We start from the raw sequence: 15,382 nt of genomic DNA on the forward strand, positions 1-15,382 counted from the left end.
AAAATCGGGTTTTCGTAGAACCGTTGCAAAACGGTGACGTTCGATTTGGCTAATTACGGGTTTCCATCTTGAAAAGACGACTGGTTTTATCGCGCAGCCTGTCCCTTGTTTCTGTGCTGGTCGGTGCGGCTGCCGCCCTGATCTGGATGTTTTGGCCACAAATCACCGGACAGATCGAACCCCCGGCCGAGATGGAAGACAAACTGACCCTGCGCCCGGCGACTTTCGCCGATCTTGATGGCTGGCAGACCGATGATATGCGCGGTTCGGTGCGCGCCTTTGCCCGGTCGTGCCAGGCGATGCTAAGACGCAGTGATGACAAACCCGTCGGGCCTGATCCGCGCATGGGGACCATTGGCCAGTGGCGGGATCGTTGCGAAACCGCGGTTTCCCTTGATGTTGAGAGCCTTCGCAAGGAAGACGCGCGTGCGTTCTTTGAAAGTGGTTTCAGACCCTATCTCAGTGGCAATCGTGATACGGCCGAGGGCCTTTTTACCGGCTATTACGAGCCGGAATTGCAAGGCCAGCTGACCCGTGGCGGGGCGTATCAGACGCCGCTTTATCTTAAGCCCAATGACATGGTCTCGATCGATCTTGGCGATTTTCGCGAGGATTTGAAAGGCACCAAGCTGGTCGGGCGGATCGCGGGTGATGCAATCAAACCCTATTACGACCGCGAAGCGATCGAGGAAGGGGCGTTATCAGACCGCGATCTTGAACTGGTATGGGTCGATGATGCGGTGGATGCCTTTTTCCTGCAAATTCAGGGCTCTGGTCGGGTGGTTCTGCCTGATGAAAGCGTGCTTCGGGTGGGCTATGCCGCGACCAACGGCCATCCCTACTTTGCCATTGGGCGTGAATTGATTGCGCGTGGGGTGCTGACGCGTGAAACCGTATCGCTGCAATCAATCCGTAAATGGCTGCATGACAATCCGGGCGAAGCCGATGCGGTGATGAATACCAACGCATCTTACGTGTTTTTCCAGCCGCTTAAGGTTGATCCGAATGACCCCGAAGCAGGCCCGCTGGGATCACAGGGCGTGCCGTTGGAGCCCGGCCGGTCATTGGCGGTGGATCGCAGGTTCCATGCCATGGGGGTGCCGGTCTGGCTTGAAACCAGCGATCCTATGAATGCGGACCGTACATTCCGCCGCCTGATGGTGGCCCAGGATACCGGCGGGGCCATTCGCGGGCCGGTGCGCGGTGACATCTTCTTTGGCCCGGGTGAGGACGCGGCCCTTTATGCTGGCCACATGAACCGGCAGGGCCGCAAATATGTCCTGTTGCCCAACAGCATCGATCCGGCAAGCTGGCAGGAAGCGGATACTCAGACAGGGGGCACTTCATGATCCGTCATATTGTGTTGCTGCAGATCCCAAGCCACATCGCGCAGAGCGACATCGACACCATGATCGGCGAACTTGAAAAAGTTGCCTTTTCAGTGCCGGGCGCATTGGCCTTTTGCGGCGGGGCAAAGATGACGGGAAGCGGCCTTAGCCAGGGATTTACCCATGCCATCACCATTGATTTTACTGATCTGGCCGCACGCGACACCTATGTGCGCGGCCTTGATCAGGACTGGATTGGCATTCGATTGTCGGAAATGACCGAGGGCGGCCTTGGCGGCATTCTTGCCATAAGCGTTAATGTCGATGACATTCATACGCCTGACAAGGGATCGGACAAGAAGCCGGAATTGCGCTGGATCTGAACTAGATTACGTCAAATGATCTTATAATTAAGATCAAAATACCGACCAAGATCAAAGAGACGATCTAAATTTCGTTTTTGGACATTTCGGCGCAGGGACCTGAAACAGGGACAGCGCAAAGAAAAACACCGGACGGCAAGGCCATCCGGTGTTGATCAATATCGGGACGTCGTTGGTGCCTGACTTACTGGGCCGCAACGATGCCTTCGTTGCCGGCATCCGATTTGCCGCAACCACCTGCGTCACCGGTGCTGCCAACGCGTGATTTGCGCTGACGCTGGCTTTCGGATTTGAGCTGACCACAGGCGGCCAGAATATCGCGGCCGCGCGGCCAGCGGATCGGCGCTTCGTAGCCGTTATCAAGCAGGATTTGCGCGAACTTCTTGATATCGTTGGTCGGCGTGCATTCGTAATCCGAACCCGGCCATTTGTTGAACGGGATCAGGTTGAACTTGCAGTGAACGCCTTTGACCAGCTTGGCCAGCGCACGCGCATGTTCGGGTTTATCGTTCACGCCCTTGAGCATGACATATTCCATGGTGATCGGACGGGCATTGGACATGCCTGGATAGTTCCGGCACGCATCCATCAGTTCTTTGAGCGGATACTTCTTGTTGATCGGCATGATTTCGTTGCGCAGATCATCATCAGGCGCATGCAGCGAGATCGCCAGACCAACGCCAAGGTCTTCGCCACAGCGCACGATTTCCGGCACCACGCCCGAGGTCGACAGCGTGATCCGGCGGCGCGAGATCGAAATGCCTTCGCCGTCCATGGCAATGCGCAGGGCATCGCGAACGTTTTCATAGTTAAACAGCGGCTCGCCCATGCCCATCATGACGATGTTTGACAGACGGCGGATGCCATTGGCCGGGGTCGGCCATTCGCCGTAGCTGTCGCGTGCGACCATGAACTGGCTGACGATTTCACCCGGGGTCAGGTTACGCACCAGAAGCTGGGTGCCGGTATGGCAGAACTTGCAGGTCAGCGTGCAGCCAACTTGCGATGAAATGCAGACAGCACCGCGATCTTCGTTGCGATCGGGGATATAGACCGTCTCGGCCTCGTTGCCGTCATGGAATTTCATCAGCCATTTGTGGGTATCATCCGTGCTTTTCTGATCGGCTGTCAGAACCGGACGCCCGACATAGAAATCCTGAGCCAGGCGATCGCGCAGCTTTTTGGAAATGTTGGTCATGTCCTCGATGTCGGTGACACCGCGGTTATAGATCCAGTTCCAAAGCTGTTTGACGCGGAACTTGCTTTCGCCCATGCCAGCCATGAGTTCGGTCAGTTCTTCGCGGGTGATGCCGACCAGATCACGACGCCCGTCGGCAGCCTGCCCATTGGCGGCGCGCGAAACGAAGTCGGACAGCGACGGCCCATCCTGCTTGGCAGGGGCATCGGTCTGGGGTGCGTTTTCGGTCAGGACGTCGGTCATCCCGGGCTCTCTCTTTGTCTGGTGGTCTGGTTATTGCGTCGTCAGGCCGTTTATGTTCGGCATTTCGGGTTATCCGATGCGGCGGACTATACCAGAAAAAATGCCAGATGGCTTGGGCGCATAAATACTTGGCCCCGCATATAGCGGGGCCGGGTCGATTTAGAAACGATAAATTTCACATTGCAGCTATCACAGCACTGCAATCGCGGTTGCAAAGCAGTCTGTGACGGCCCCACCAACCGGTTTGACCAAGTATTGATCAGTTGACCGGCTTGGTGTTGCAGGCCTTTGAAATCGCGTTATAGGCGTTGGTAAAGCCCGACAGCGAATAGGTATCGGTGGTCTTGGTATCGCGTGACGAATAACCAACGACAACCATGGTCGATCCGGCTTTCATCGCGCTGACCAGTTTGCGGTCTTCTTCGCTGTTTACCGCCCAGGCGGAATCATCATGGGTGAACAGCTTGAAACTTTTGGAATCGATTCGAAGATCGACCTCGCTGCCCGACTTGTAGGTATAGCCGGTGATGAAGCTGACTTCATTGAGCAGCTTGAGTGCCGGGCGGTGGGTGACCATGACATAGATTTTGCCACGCTGGGTATAGTCGCCTTTGGCCGAGGTCGGCTGGCTGCCCATATAGCAGACTTTCTGGCCATCCTCGGAATAGGTATAGGCTTCCCACTTGCCGTAAACATCAATCAGCTGCGGGGAGTTCTGGGCCTGTGCCACGTTGGTCGCAAAACCAAGCGCAAGCAGACAGGCAACCGCGCCAAAAGCGGCGGCAAACGAATTTCTGACGAGACGATGGGCGTGTTTTTTCATGAGGTCGCGTATCGTGTCTGAAGTTTCGGGATCGGTCCGACCGGACCACGTTAGGACGCATAAAATCCAAAGGATATGGCAAATTTATGAGGTTCGTTTTCCGAGATTGCCGCCAAAAGGTAAAGATTAAACCAAGGAATGCGTCCAACCGGGCGCATACAGGCAAATTTTACAAATTATTTTGTGGATGGCGCCGGACGCCCGCCATGGCTGGTGATGCCCTTCTTGACGGGATTACCGGTAAACCGTTGTCACAACACTAAAATTGATCGGCAGGTGTCAGCCGCGTGCGAGATTCTTTTTGACCACCTGATCCAGGCAATCCTGAACCGTGATCGGCTGATTTCCGCGCCGCATGCGCGCCAGCATGTGACGGAGTTCACGAGGCGCGCCTTCAGTTGCCGGGGCAAAGAAGGCATCAAACGAACATTGATCGGATCTGTATTGCCAGACGCGGATGTCACCTTCGCCGCGGATCATTTCCGGTTCGCCGATTTTGGCTTCGACTTCCGGTTCTGACAGACCCTTGAGCGATGCGTTGGGTACTGGCTTGAACGGTATGGCGGCCGTTGTGGTGCGTGATTTAGAATTTTCCGGCCGCCTGCGGGCTTCGGGCTGGGTCGTGGTGACGTTGCCCTTGGTATTAAGCTCGCCGTAATTGGTGTTTGTCGAACCCGGTGGCACTGAAGACCCGCCGCCACAGGCCGAAAGACCCATGGCAATGAGCGCCAGAAGCAAAATCACCCCGAATGGACGGGTGACGTCTGTTCGGGGTGATGTTTGGGTCAGGGCAATCATGCGCGCTAAAAAATCAGGAATCGTCAGATTTGCGCGGGATGGTGATTGCGCCGGTGCTGCCGCCGCGGCTTATACCGGTGTCAGCACCTTCGACATATTCCAGCTCGCCCTTGATGCGGGCACCATTTTCGATCTGAAGCGCGCCATAGGTGATCTTGCCACTGATTTCAGCCGAGTGGACGACAACCACACGGCCAGCCGTCAGTTCACCTTCGAACTTGCCGCTGATTTCGGCCTCATCCACCTGGGCAGAACCGATGAAGCTGCCGCCTTCGGAAACTTCGAGGCGCGAGCATTCCTTGATCTGGGCTTCGACAACGCCTTCGACGACCAGAACGTCACAGGAACCGATTTCACCTTTAAGCGTGATGTCGCGACCAACTGTCAGTTTCTTGCCCTCGGAGGAGTGGCTACCCGATCCTCCCGGGCGACCGGAACTGCCGCGGGTCGGGATTTCAAGGGGGCGCTTCGGGATTTCCGGGCGGAAGTTGGTGGAGTGCGGTTTGCTGGACATTTGCGGTTCATCCTTTGTGCGCGGTTGGGTGAAGAGCCGCGGCTCTGTTCGTTTTTCTGTTTTTTCGAACGTGCGGGTTTCGCTGGTTTTGTCAGATGCAGCATCAGAGGCCGAGGTCATCGTCCCGGAAAGCTTGTCTGATCCATCCAGGCGAGATGTATCTGACGAAGTCGCACTTCTGTCGACTGTTTTGTTGGCTTTTTTCTTTCCAAACATGGGATGACCAGATCCTTAGAGTTGCAGTTTCGATGTTGGTCTAGGTGTATCGGCCTTGCGGTTACCGGTCAGGCGGTCTCGGGCACATAGGTGCCAAGACGCACAGAATAGTGGACCATAAAGGCGGTGGCGATGATCGGTGCGACCAGATTGACCAAGGGAATGGTCATCAGGAAGGTCAAACCGACCCCGGCAATCCAAAGCTTTTTCTGGCGGCTTTTGCGAATGGCCTCAACCGTTCGCGCATCATAGCGGCGTGCGGCAACCAGTTCAAAATATTCACGCGACAAAAGATAGCCATTCATCCCGTAAAACGCGATGACATAGAGCGGCCCGGCCAGAAGAAGCGGCAAAATCAAAATGTTAAGCGCCAAAGCCGTCAGGGCAAATTTAAGACCGCTGATCAGCGCATCAATGATCGGCTGCGGACGAGTATCGGGCAGGGTCGGATAGTGCTTGTCTTCGACCGCGTCGGCAATCTGATCGAGCAGAAGGCTCGAGATCAGGACCGTGGCCGCGGGAAACAGCAACAGGACAAGAAGGGTCAGACCAATGCCCAGAAGCCAGTCCACGGCGGTTTCAAGCCAGCCACCATCAGTGAAGAAGGTGATGGAATTCAGGCCGAACCAGATCAGGACCCACAACCCGACAATAGTTGCCAGCGCACCGGCAACACCGATCAGCACAACTTTGCGAAAACGCGGGTCGGAAAACTGCGCAACGGATTTCAGAAAGTCATTGATCATGGAAGATGTCGGTCCTGTCCTGTCATGTGTCGAGTGTGCGGAATATATCCGCAAGGGAATCATGCATTAGTTTAGTAGGCAATTAAAATTAACAGCCTGTGAAATCAGGGGGTGGCTTTGCAGATTTCCCAAGAATGCGACATCTATCGCAGGCATCAGGCAAAAAAAAGGCGTCCGGCCAGGGGGGAGAACCGGACGCCAGCGCTCCGATAATCTGGAGCGTGAGGAAAGGTAGGGGAGACCTTTTCCTCACACCGGGTTCCCGTCGTTTAGGGGAACCTTGTGACAGACTCACATATAGGAAGCACAGGGCGCCCATGCCATGGGTTTGGGCCCGAAAAAGCCGACAAATTTTGAAACTTTTCGCTGATTCCAATCCGCGGTGATTTCGTTACGAAATCACAATTACATTCACCACTTGGCCAAGCATTTGAATCAGAAAATATTCTTGATCCGGCACCAGTTTACGGGCGGTTCAAAGACGTCAAAGGCGGACGGGAAATTTTTTTGGTCTAGTTGCGCTGATTTGGCCAGATGCGTTCAAATTTGAACAGTTCCGGGTCAAGCTGCATGCCCTCTTCGGTATTGAACAGGGTGACCGTGGTTTCGACCCCGGTCGGGTCCTTGACGCTCCACTGACGCAGCTGCATCGGCTTTTCGGTAAACACCAGGGTTACACTCCCGGCACCCGGATCGGATTTGCGCACCAGTTCAACGCGGACAGTTTCGGCCGTGCGACGATAATCGACAATCTTGACCTTGTCGGTCAGCGAGATGTTTTCCGCCAGGATGATCCCGGCCGGGGTTTCATCAATGTCGAAATAGGTCGGTGCGTTGATTTCCTTGTCATAATAGATGAAATCATGACCGGTCGAGACCAGCAGGATCTGGGCCGGCGGGTTATATTCAAACCGCATCTTGCCAGGGCGTTCCATATAAAGATCGCCTTCGGCCGCACCGCCATCCGAAGAAATCTGAACGAACTCGGCCTTGAGCGTCGTGATCCCGGCCAGATAGTTTTCGATTTTTTCGATCATCTCAGGCGTGATCTGATCGCTTGCTTGCGCGTGGGCTGTGCTTGGCAACAGGGTCAGACTGGTGACGGCACCAAGACCGATGGCGGTGGCAATCACGCTGGCCGCCAAAAAAGTGCGGCCCTTCATGCCAAGGGTTTTCCAACGGGTCTTCGGGTTTTGGGTCAAACGGGTCATGTGCCTTGTTGCCTTGCCGTGCGTCGTAACAATTCGTTGATCGCAATCATGGCGATTGCAGAAGGTGAATGGCGGATGATAAAAATCGTGCCAAATAGTAACCACTCACTGCGAGTAACATATCGCATCATTTGGCCGGGAAGGCCAGCCGGGTCAAGCCATGCCCGCAAATGACCTTAATTGGCCGTTTTGAGCCTTAATTGCAGGTCATTTGACCACCGGCAAGCAGGAGAACACGTTTAATGAGCCGTATCGTCGCCATCCAGATGGACCCGATCGAGAGCATCGACATCAAGGGGGATTCGACCTTTGTCATGGGCCTTGAAGCCCAGGCGCGGGGATATGACCTTTTGCATTATCATCCCGATGACATGTTCTATGACCGGGGCCGGATCAAGGCGGAAGTCCGCCCGATGACGTTGCGCTACGAACATGGCAATCACCATGATCTGGGCGAAGCACGGGTGATTGATCTGGCGCGTGAAACCGATGTGATCCTGATGCGTCAGGACCCGCCGTTTGACATGAACTATATCACCGCAAGCCATTTGCTTGAGGCGATCCACCCGGAAACCTTTGTGGTCAACCATCCGGGCCATGTCCGCAATGCGCCGGAAAAGATCTTTGTCACCGAATTTCCTGATCTGATGCCGCCGACCCTGATCACGCGGTCGGCAGCCCGCATCAAAGAATTCCGTGAAGAATTCAAGGACATCATCGTCAAGCCGCTGTTTGGCAATGGCGGGGCGGGCGTGTTCCATCTCAAACCCGGTGACGAGAACCTCAATTCGCTGCTGGAACTGTTTGCCGCCCAGTCGCGTGAACCGCTGATGGTGCAGGCCTATTTGCCCGATGTGCGCAAGGGCGACAAACGCATCATTCTGGTTGATGGCGAACCGGTGGGCGCGATCAACCGCGTGCCGGCCGAGGGTGAAGCACGTTCGAACATGCATGTCGGTGGTGTGGCCGAGAAATCGATGCTGACCCCGCGCGAACGCGAGATTTGTGATCGCATCGGGCCGGAGCTTAAGAAGCGCGATCTGATCTTTGTCGGGATCGACGTCATCGGCGATTACATGACGGAAATCAACGTCACCTCGCCGACGGGCTTGCAGGAGATCAACCGGTTTGACGGCTCCAAGCTGGAAAGCCTGATCTGGGATGCGATTGAAACGCGGCTTGGCTAGGCCATCTCCATATCGCTAAAACGAAATCGGGCAGGTGATCATCACCTGCCCTTTTTGTTGGGTGATTTTGTGGGGCTTGAGGCGGGCTTTGATCAGCGCTTTGATCAGCGCGCCTTGACCTCGACCTCGACAAAGGTGATGGCAAAGTCATTGTTGTTGATCACGTTATGGGACACGCCGGTCTTGCGGGCATAGGATTTCCCGGCGGTCATGTCGGACGGAAACGTTGTGCCGTCATCGTTCACAATGGTCAGGGTGCCGGTCGTCATCGGGACGACGACATAATCCATGCCGTGAACATGATCACCGGTTTCGGAGCCGGGCGGGAAGTGCCATTCGGTCACCTTGACGGCATCGTCATCGACCTGGACGGTGGGAATGGCTTTGGGGCGCTGTGCAGTCACTGGGTTTCTCCAATTTTTGCGGTTAACCCGGCGATGATAGCGACAAGTCCCTCATGCTGCTTGCCTTTTTTATGTCGGCCTGTTGTGTGACTTTGACGATGCCGTCGCCGTCCGGTTCCGCTAAGCTGGAACTAACGCGGCGATCAAACGTATGTTTCAAGGGTCAAGTTCACATCATTTTGGCAGGTAGTAACAGCGCATGACCAGCTCCGAGGCGACAAAAATCACCGATCAGGATCTTTTTGGGCCATTCCTGTTTGCCCGGGGTGCTGATGCCAAGACGGCAAAACTCGCCGCCCTTGTGGTTGCCAATGATGGTGCAGAAATCCCGGAATTGAAGGCAAATGGCCGTGATGTCATTGCGCCCTCAAAGCTTGCCAGCCTGTTTGGCCGAAGCTATTGGCGGTTTGATTTTGAACTGCCGTCAAACCGGGTGGCATCATATAGTTTCGAAAACGAAACATACGAGGTTTGTACCGATCTTGGGGATGATCTTCGCATCGGATTTGTATCGTGCAACGGTCAGGAAGACGGCGATCTGGACCGGCCGCTTGAAGATCGCAATGCGCTTTGGACGGATTTGGGCAAAGAGCACGCAAAACAGCCCTTCTCGCTTTTGCTGCATGGTGGCGATCAGATTTACGCCGACGGGGTCTGGGAATGCCACGAGGGTATCATTGCCTGGGACAAGGCCGGGCGCAGTGAACGGTTGGCAACCGCCTTTTCCGATGTCATGCGCGATGCCGTTTTGAAATTCTACCTTGATCATTATCTGGCGATTTATGGCCAACCGCAGATCCAATACATGCTCGCACGCGTGCCGTCGCTGATGATGTGGGATGACCATGACATTTTTGATGGCTGGGGCAGTCACAAGAAGTGGTTTCAGGGCAGTGCCGTTGCCAAGGGCATGTTTGACTGCGCACGACAGGCCTTTTGCCTGATGCAGCTTGGCTGCACACCCGATGATTTGCCCGATATGGTCAAGGATCGTGAGGGCATAAGCCTTGGCTGGCGCACCGATTTTCCGGGCGTCAGTATTGTTGCGCCCGATTTGCGATCCGAACGGACACCAAATGACGTGATGGGGGCCCATGGCTGGCGCGATTTGCCCGAGATGCTCAAAACCGTGCCGGATGGCAATCGTATTCTTCTGATGTCGAGCGTGCCGGTGATCGGGCCGCGATTATCGTTGATCGAGATGGTGTTGCATCTTTCCCCCCGTGCCCAGAAATACGAGGATGATCTGCGCGATCAGTGGCAAAGCCGCTGGCACCGGCGCGAATGGTGCCGTTTCCTTGAGCTGATCGAAGAAATCGCCAACGAGCATGACCATGAGATCACCCTGCTTTCGGGCGAAATCCATGTCGCAACCCGGGGCACCTTTGAAACCAAGGGCAAAACCATCCATCAACTGGTGGCATCGGGCATTTCACACACCGCACCACCCCCGACCTTTGCCAGGGTTTTGGGCCTTTTGGCATGGATCGGGGAGAACCCGCTTCCGGGTCGGCCGACAGAGTTAAAACCGCTGCCGGATCGCAAAGGTACCTATTGTGCGGCGCGAAATTACCTTACACTGTTACGTAAAGACACCAACTGGCATGCCAAATGGCATCTCGAAGGAATTGGCTGGACGCCGGATTTGCGCGTTTGACCGCGAAGCGTAACCGACGGAAATGTGCCAATGGCAAGGGGCTTTGGATCATGATGCAGCTTTATTACGCGCCAACTTCACCCTTTTCGCGCAAGGTGCGCGTTGTCTTGCGTGAGTTGGGTCTGGAAAAACAGATCAGCGAGATCCTGATTGATCCTTGGACGGATGAGGCGCTGCGTGCCCATAACCCGCTTGCGAAGGTGCCGACCCTGATCCTTGAGGATGGCATGGCGGTTTTTGAATCGGCCGTGATCTGTGATTATCTTGATCAGCTTGCCAAATCCCAGGGCCTTTCAAAGGGTGTGATTCCCGAAAGCGGCCCAGCCCGCCTCAGTGCATTGAAATGGCAGGGTTTGGCCGATGGCATGATGGCGGCAACCGCCCGGCTTTATGCCGACTCCCAACGCGAAGATGGTGATCGTTCCGAAGGCGTAATGGAAAGACAGGCGCAGGCGATTACATCCGGTATTGAGGCGATCCTCGATGGCCTGCCGGCGCTTCGCACCGAGGAGCCACATCTTGGCACCTGGTCGGTGCTGATTGCGCTTTATTACATTGATTTCCGCTGGCCGGACCGGCGGTTTGATATCCCGGTGCGGGTGCGCGACTGGATGGCGATTATGTCGGAACGTGAATCCTTCACCGAGACCACCTTCCACCTGCCCCATGATGACGACTGATCATATCTGGGACGCGAGCTTCAGATAAAAAAGCACCGCCCGGGGACAACGGGCGGTGCAAGACAACGCATGGATATGACGCAGGGGGATGGGGAAAATCTGTCCACGCCAATATACCAATATAATCGTGTGCGTTGATAACGGGTTGAGGCGGGCTGTAATCAGGCGGCTTTTTTGTCAGCTTTTTCCCAGGCAAAACGCTGGAACGGTTCATCGACCGGCGTTTCGGCAACGTGGTTGATGTAATTCGACATCACTTTCTGAGCCAGACCGAGAATGATCTCAAGCACCTGCTGCTGGCCGTAACCGGCCGCGTAGAAGGCATCGAGCTGATCGCTGGTGACGTTCCCGCGACTGCGGGTCATGGCGAGGGTAAAGGTGCGAAGCGCTTCGAGTTTTGCGTCGGCAAGCGGCGTTTCATCGCGCAGCGCGTTGATGGTGTCGGCATCGACTTTCATCATGTGGGCGATGGCTGTGTGGGCCGGAACGCAGTAATGGCAGCCATGCTCAACATTGATCGTCATCCAGACAACGGTCAGTTCGTTGGCATCAAAGCTGGTCTTCTGAAACAGGTCATGCAGCACCTGATAGCCTTCAAGCACAGCCGGGGCTTCGGCCATGACACCATGCAGGCCCGGGATCATGCCAAAGGCATCAAGGGAGTTCTGCAAAAGCGGTTTGGAATCGGCAGGCGCAGAGTTTTTATCGTAAATTTTGAAGTCGGACATGGACAGTATTTCCAGAATTGTTGAGTGATTGCTCAATAACGATGGGCCGACGCTACCTTGACGATTTGACATTGGCAAGCTATTTTTGAGTGACTGCTCAATAAAAAAGGAAATATCGTGGCGAGACCAAGCTCATTTGATCGTGAAGATGCCCTGGCCAATGCGCGTAACCTGTTCTGGCGCAAGGGGTTTCATGCGACCTCGCTCAAGGATATCGAAGCAGCCCTGTCGCTTAAGCCCGGCAGTATCTATGCCGCCTTTGGCAGCAAGAAGGAGCTGTTTTCCGAAGCGCTGAACTATTATGCGCGCAGTGTCGAAGGCGAATTTCAAAGCTTTATGGCGCAATCGGGCTCCCCGCTTTCGGGGCTGATCGACTATGTGCGCAGCATCACGCAGGGCGGCATGAACAAGATGCCGTCAAATGCCTGCATGGTGTTCAAGACGGCCCTTGAACTGGCCAATGACGATTCCGATTTGAAAGATCTGGCCGCAGAGAAACTGGCTGGTATGGCCAAACTGTTTGCCGGCGCCTTTGAGCAAGCCCGGATTGCTGGCGAAATCGCACCGGATGTCGATCCGCATCGCGCAGCGCTCAAGCTTCAAACCAGCATTACCGGCCTGCGCGGCATGATCGAAAGCGGCCTTCCATCGGGTGATGTGCAAAACCTGATCGATGATATCATTGCGGAGATGGAACGTTTGCGCGTAGCGCATTGAGTATCCATCTGCATTGATTGGGTGCGACAAACGCTGCCAGACGTGCTATCGCCCCATCCTAACGCCTGAACCGCGAACGGAACTGCAAAAAATGACCGAACCGACCATTACCAAAGCCATGCGTGAACGCGCCTGGGTCCGTGCTGAACGGATTGAGGGCGAAGACCCCAAGGAAGTGCGCAAGCACAAGGAAAGCGGCATCACCATGAAAAAGGCCAGTTTCGGCAAGTTCCGCAATTTCGGCTGGACCGTGGTTGATGAGGTTGCCGTGCCGTGCCGCAAGGAATTCCTTCCGCCGCGCGAAACGGATGACGAAACCTCGGACTAGGCCGCTATCGCAAATGTGATGGCCGATGCCGCTGGGCCTGATTGACAAAGTGGCTGATGAAGGGCGCTATGAACCGATGGTTCTTGCGCCTTTTTCTTGGTCTTGCCCTATGACAACCCGATCCGATGCGATTTCGTTTGGTTCGCTTGACGATATCGCGCCCGCAACCCTGATTGCCCATATGTCCGATCCGCGAATGGCGGAGCATATGCCGTTGCTAAATGGTCCGTGGGATCAGGATGACGTCGCCCGATTCATGGCGGCCAAGAAGGCCTGTTGGCAACGCGATGGCCTGGGGCATTGGGCGATCTTTTATGATGGCACCTATGTCGGCTGGGGCGGGTTTCAGAAAGAAGGCGATGACTGGGATTATGGGCTTGTGCTGCGCCCTGAATGCTTCGGGCTTGGCATGGCAATCACGCACAAGGCGCTTGAATTTGCCCGATCCGATCCGCGTATTTCGTCGGTGACCTTTCTTTTGCCACCGACTCGTACCAAGCATGGGGTGCTAAGGCGCATTGGTGCCGTGTTCGAAGGAACGGTTTCCCATGACGGGGCCTGCTTTCAAAAGTTCCGGCTTGAGATCGGCTAATTCCGCCTGGCTTTGGCAAAGCCGGGCTTAGTTGCCGGGTTCCTGAGACAGGTTGATCAAGGCTGCCAGAAGCTGCTTTGGGTCCGTGTCGGCGACCTGATTTTCCAGCTGTTGTTGGGTTTCCTGCCAGATCGGGAAGGCGCGACTGAGAAGTTGCAGGCCGTCCTTGGTCAACGCCAGCAGGCGGCCGCGCTTGTCTTTGGGGTCGGGTGTAATTTCAATCAGTCCACGTCGTTCAAGCGGTTTGAGATTGGCCGTCAGGGTGGTGCGATCCATGGCCAGAAGGTCGGCGACATCTTTCATGTGCGGCGGGTATGGCCGGTTTAGCGACATCAAAAGTGAATATTGCCCGCTGGTCAGATCGAGGGGGCGAAAGGCGTCATCAAACCGCCTTGCGACGGTGCGTGCCGCACGCCGGACATGCAGGCAAAGGCACGAGTCCCTTACCATTATGGTATCGGCATAGGGGACGATCTGATCGTTATGGTTGAAATCTTTTTTTGACATGGATAAATTATGTTGATATCAACGTATTTGTCAAATGGGAAAACAAGAAAATGCTGATAAATCGCCCGTTTTCACCGTCACCGCGTTAAATCCGTTCTGCCCGGCAAGGAGAATGCCCCATGCAGAAGATCAGTCCTTTTTTGTGGTTTGATCAGACCGCCGAAGAAGCCGTCAATTTCTATGTTTCGGTATTTGCCGATGCCAAAATCGGCAACATCATGCGTGCAAGTGCGGCCGGTCCCGGCCCGGAGGGACGTGTTCTGACCATTGGCTTTGAACTGTTCGGGCAAAGCTTTACCGCGTTCAACTTCCCCACAGATTTCAAGTTTACCGAAGCTGTTTCGTTTGTCGTCGACTGCAAGGATCAGGCAGAGGTCGATTATTACTGGGATTGCCTGTCGGACGGCGGGCAACCGCGCGATTGCGGCTGGGTCAAAGACCGGTTTGGCGTGTTTTGGCAAATCACCCCGACCCGTCTGATTGAATTGATGAGCGATCCGAACCCGGCCATCGCCGCACGCGCGGCATCCGCGATGATGACCATGCAAAAGATCGATATCGCGGCACTTGAGCGTGCGGTCGCCGACGGCTGATCGGGCCTGAGCATTCATGAAGCCAAACCCCTCGCTCCACCAACGCAAGGATATGTCTGATGTCAGAAAAACAAGCCAAGGATCGCCAGGCGATTGCAGATCTGTTTGATCGTTGGGCGAATGCCAATCGCAGCAAGGATATCGATGCGATCATGGCGCTTTATCACCCCGATATCTGTTCCTATGACGCGGTTGGACCGCTGCAATTCACCGGTGCCGCCGATTACCGCGCCCATTGGGAAAAATGCCTGCCCAAAGACGCCGACATGATTGTCGAGATGCAGACACCAAACATTCGCGTCTCAGGCCATCTTGGTGTTGCGCATTTCCTGATCCGCTGTGGCATGCGCGATCCGGACGGTACCGAACATTCAAGCTGGATGCGCTCAAGCACTCAGCTTGAAAAGCGCGACGGGCAATGGCGCATCGCGCACGAGCATTTTTCCGTGCCGTTTGATTTCGAAAATGGCCAAGCCCAGTTCGGGCTTGAGCCATAAGCCGTGCCCATCAACACAATCTTACAAAGGAA

19 protein-coding genes are annotated in these 15,382 nt (G+C 55.2%); 10 read left to right on the plus strand and 9 right to left on the minus strand.

Translation table 11 applies throughout. From position 1 onward, the window contains the following. Nucleotides 1-68 precede the first annotated feature (68 nt). Nucleotides 69-1,349, plus strand: coding sequence for a murein transglycosylase A (gene mltA / locus TH2_RS02295; protein ID WP_008888777.1), 1,281 nt, complete (start codon nucleotides 69-71; stop codon nucleotides 1,347-1,349). Further along, on the plus strand, nucleotides 1,346-1,711 hold the full coding sequence (locus TH2_RS02300) for a Dabb family protein (protein WP_008888778.1): 366 nt from the start codon (nucleotides 1,346-1,348) through the stop codon (nucleotides 1,709-1,711). The genes mltA and TH2_RS02300 overlap by 4 nt, the downstream gene beginning before the upstream one ends. 184 nt (nucleotides 1,712-1,895) lie before the next feature. Here the strand turns inward: TH2_RS02300 and rlmN are convergent, their stop codons facing one another. From rlmN to TH2_RS02330, 6 genes are all read right to left on the minus strand, one after another. Further along, nucleotides 1,896-3,152, minus strand: coding sequence for a dual-specificity RNA methyltransferase RlmN (rlmN, locus tag TH2_RS02305; protein WP_008888779.1), 1,257 nt, complete (start codon nucleotides 3,150-3,152; stop codon nucleotides 1,896-1,898). Nucleotides 3,153-3,411: 259 nt separating this feature from the next. After that, nucleotides 3,412-3,975, minus strand: coding sequence for an invasion associated locus B family protein (locus tag TH2_RS02310; protein ID WP_008888780.1), 564 nt, complete (start codon nucleotides 3,973-3,975; stop codon nucleotides 3,412-3,414). Between the two features lie 279 nt (nucleotides 3,976-4,254). Next, nucleotides 4,255-4,773 carry a hypothetical protein gene (locus TH2_RS02315; protein WP_008888781.1) on the minus strand — a complete coding sequence of 173 codons (519 nt, stop codon included), beginning with the start codon at nucleotides 4,771-4,773 and terminating at the stop codon, nucleotides 4,255-4,257. A gap of 13 nt (nucleotides 4,774-4,786) precedes the next feature. Next, nucleotides 4,787-5,287 carry a bactofilin family protein gene (locus TH2_RS02320; RefSeq protein WP_231959646.1) on the minus strand — a complete coding sequence of 167 codons (501 nt, stop codon included), beginning with the start codon at nucleotides 5,285-5,287 and terminating at the stop codon, nucleotides 4,787-4,789. Between the two features lie 284 nt (nucleotides 5,288-5,571). Continuing rightward, on the minus strand, nucleotides 5,572-6,249 hold the full coding sequence (locus TH2_RS02325; protein ID WP_008888783.1) for an EI24 domain-containing protein: 678 nt from the start codon (nucleotides 6,247-6,249) through the stop codon (nucleotides 5,572-5,574). 512 nt (nucleotides 6,250-6,761) lie between these two features. After that, on the minus strand, nucleotides 6,762-7,460 hold the full coding sequence (locus TH2_RS02330; RefSeq protein WP_008888784.1) for a LolA family protein: 699 nt from the start codon (nucleotides 7,458-7,460) through the stop codon (nucleotides 6,762-6,764). A 242-nt stretch (nucleotides 7,461-7,702) separates the two neighbouring features. On the opposite strand from TH2_RS02330, the gene gshB reads away from it, so the two are divergent. Continuing rightward, nucleotides 7,703-8,647, plus strand: coding sequence for a glutathione synthase (gene gshB / locus TH2_RS02335; RefSeq protein ID WP_008888785.1), 945 nt, complete (start codon nucleotides 7,703-7,705; stop codon nucleotides 8,645-8,647). A 104-nt stretch (nucleotides 8,648-8,751) separates the two neighbouring features. On the opposite strand, the gene TH2_RS02340 is transcribed toward gshB, so the two are convergent. Next, nucleotides 8,752-9,051: a cupin domain-containing protein gene (locus TH2_RS02340; protein WP_008888786.1), complete on the minus strand. Its 300-nt coding sequence runs from the start codon at nucleotides 9,049-9,051 to the stop codon at nucleotides 8,752-8,754. 199 nt (nucleotides 9,052-9,250) lie between these two features. Between TH2_RS02340 and TH2_RS02345 the strand changes: the two genes are divergently transcribed. Both TH2_RS02345 and TH2_RS02350 read left to right on the plus strand, forming a co-directional pair. After that, nucleotides 9,251-10,708 (plus strand): alkaline phosphatase D family protein, encoded by a 1,458-nt coding sequence (locus TH2_RS02345; protein WP_008888787.1) that lies wholly within the window; start codon nucleotides 9,251-9,253, stop codon nucleotides 10,706-10,708. A gap of 50 nt (nucleotides 10,709-10,758) precedes the next feature. Beyond that, nucleotides 10,759-11,388 carry a glutathione S-transferase N-terminal domain-containing protein gene (locus TH2_RS02350; RefSeq protein ID WP_157193774.1) on the plus strand — a complete coding sequence of 210 codons (630 nt, stop codon included), beginning with the start codon at nucleotides 10,759-10,761 and terminating at the stop codon, nucleotides 11,386-11,388. Between the two features lie 161 nt (nucleotides 11,389-11,549). On the opposite strand, the gene TH2_RS02355 is transcribed toward TH2_RS02350, so the two are convergent. After that, on the minus strand, nucleotides 11,550-12,116 hold the full coding sequence (locus tag TH2_RS02355; protein WP_008888789.1) for a carboxymuconolactone decarboxylase family protein: 567 nt from the start codon (nucleotides 12,114-12,116) through the stop codon (nucleotides 11,550-11,552). A gap of 117 nt (nucleotides 12,117-12,233) precedes the next feature. Here TH2_RS02355 and TH2_RS02360 point away from each other — a divergent pair, with 117 nt between their 5' ends. The 3 genes from TH2_RS02360 (at nucleotide 12,234) to TH2_RS02370 (ending at nucleotide 13,753) form a co-directional block, all read left to right on the plus strand. Then, nucleotides 12,234-12,833, plus strand: coding sequence for a TetR/AcrR family transcriptional regulator (locus TH2_RS02360; protein ID WP_008888790.1), 600 nt, complete (start codon nucleotides 12,234-12,236; stop codon nucleotides 12,831-12,833). Between the two features lie 91 nt (nucleotides 12,834-12,924). After that, nucleotides 12,925-13,161, plus strand: a complete 237-nt coding sequence (locus TH2_RS02365) for a hypothetical protein (protein WP_008888791.1) — start codon at nucleotides 12,925-12,927, stop codon at nucleotides 13,159-13,161. A 109-nt stretch (nucleotides 13,162-13,270) separates the two neighbouring features. Beyond that, a complete protein-coding gene (locus tag TH2_RS02370) occupies nucleotides 13,271-13,753 on the plus strand; it encodes a GNAT family N-acetyltransferase (protein ID WP_040822505.1) in 483 nt (160 codons plus the stop codon). A 27-nt stretch (nucleotides 13,754-13,780) separates the two neighbouring features. Here TH2_RS02370 and TH2_RS02375 read toward each other — a convergent pair whose 3' ends face one another. Then, nucleotides 13,781-14,260 (minus strand): MarR family winged helix-turn-helix transcriptional regulator, encoded by a 480-nt coding sequence (locus TH2_RS02375; RefSeq protein ID WP_008888793.1) that lies wholly within the window; start codon nucleotides 14,258-14,260, stop codon nucleotides 13,781-13,783. Between the two features lie 119 nt (nucleotides 14,261-14,379). On the opposite strand from TH2_RS02375, the gene TH2_RS02380 reads away from it, so the two are divergent. Together TH2_RS02380 and TH2_RS02385 are read left to right on the plus strand one after the other, a co-directional pair. Further along, nucleotides 14,380-14,853: a VOC family protein gene (locus TH2_RS02380; RefSeq protein ID WP_008888794.1), complete on the plus strand. Its 474-nt coding sequence runs from the start codon at nucleotides 14,380-14,382 to the stop codon at nucleotides 14,851-14,853. Between the two features lie 59 nt (nucleotides 14,854-14,912). Beyond that, complete coding sequence (locus TH2_RS02385) at nucleotides 14,913-15,350, plus strand: YybH family protein (protein WP_008888795.1); 438 nt, start codon at nucleotides 14,913-14,915, stop codon at nucleotides 15,348-15,350. Nucleotides 15,351-15,382 lie beyond the last annotated feature (32 nt).

Origin of the sequence: Thalassospira profundimaris WP0211, assembly GCF_000300275.1 — a bacterium.
Classification (GTDB): domain Bacteria; phylum Pseudomonadota; class Alphaproteobacteria; order Rhodospirillales; family Thalassospiraceae; genus Thalassospira; species Thalassospira profundimaris.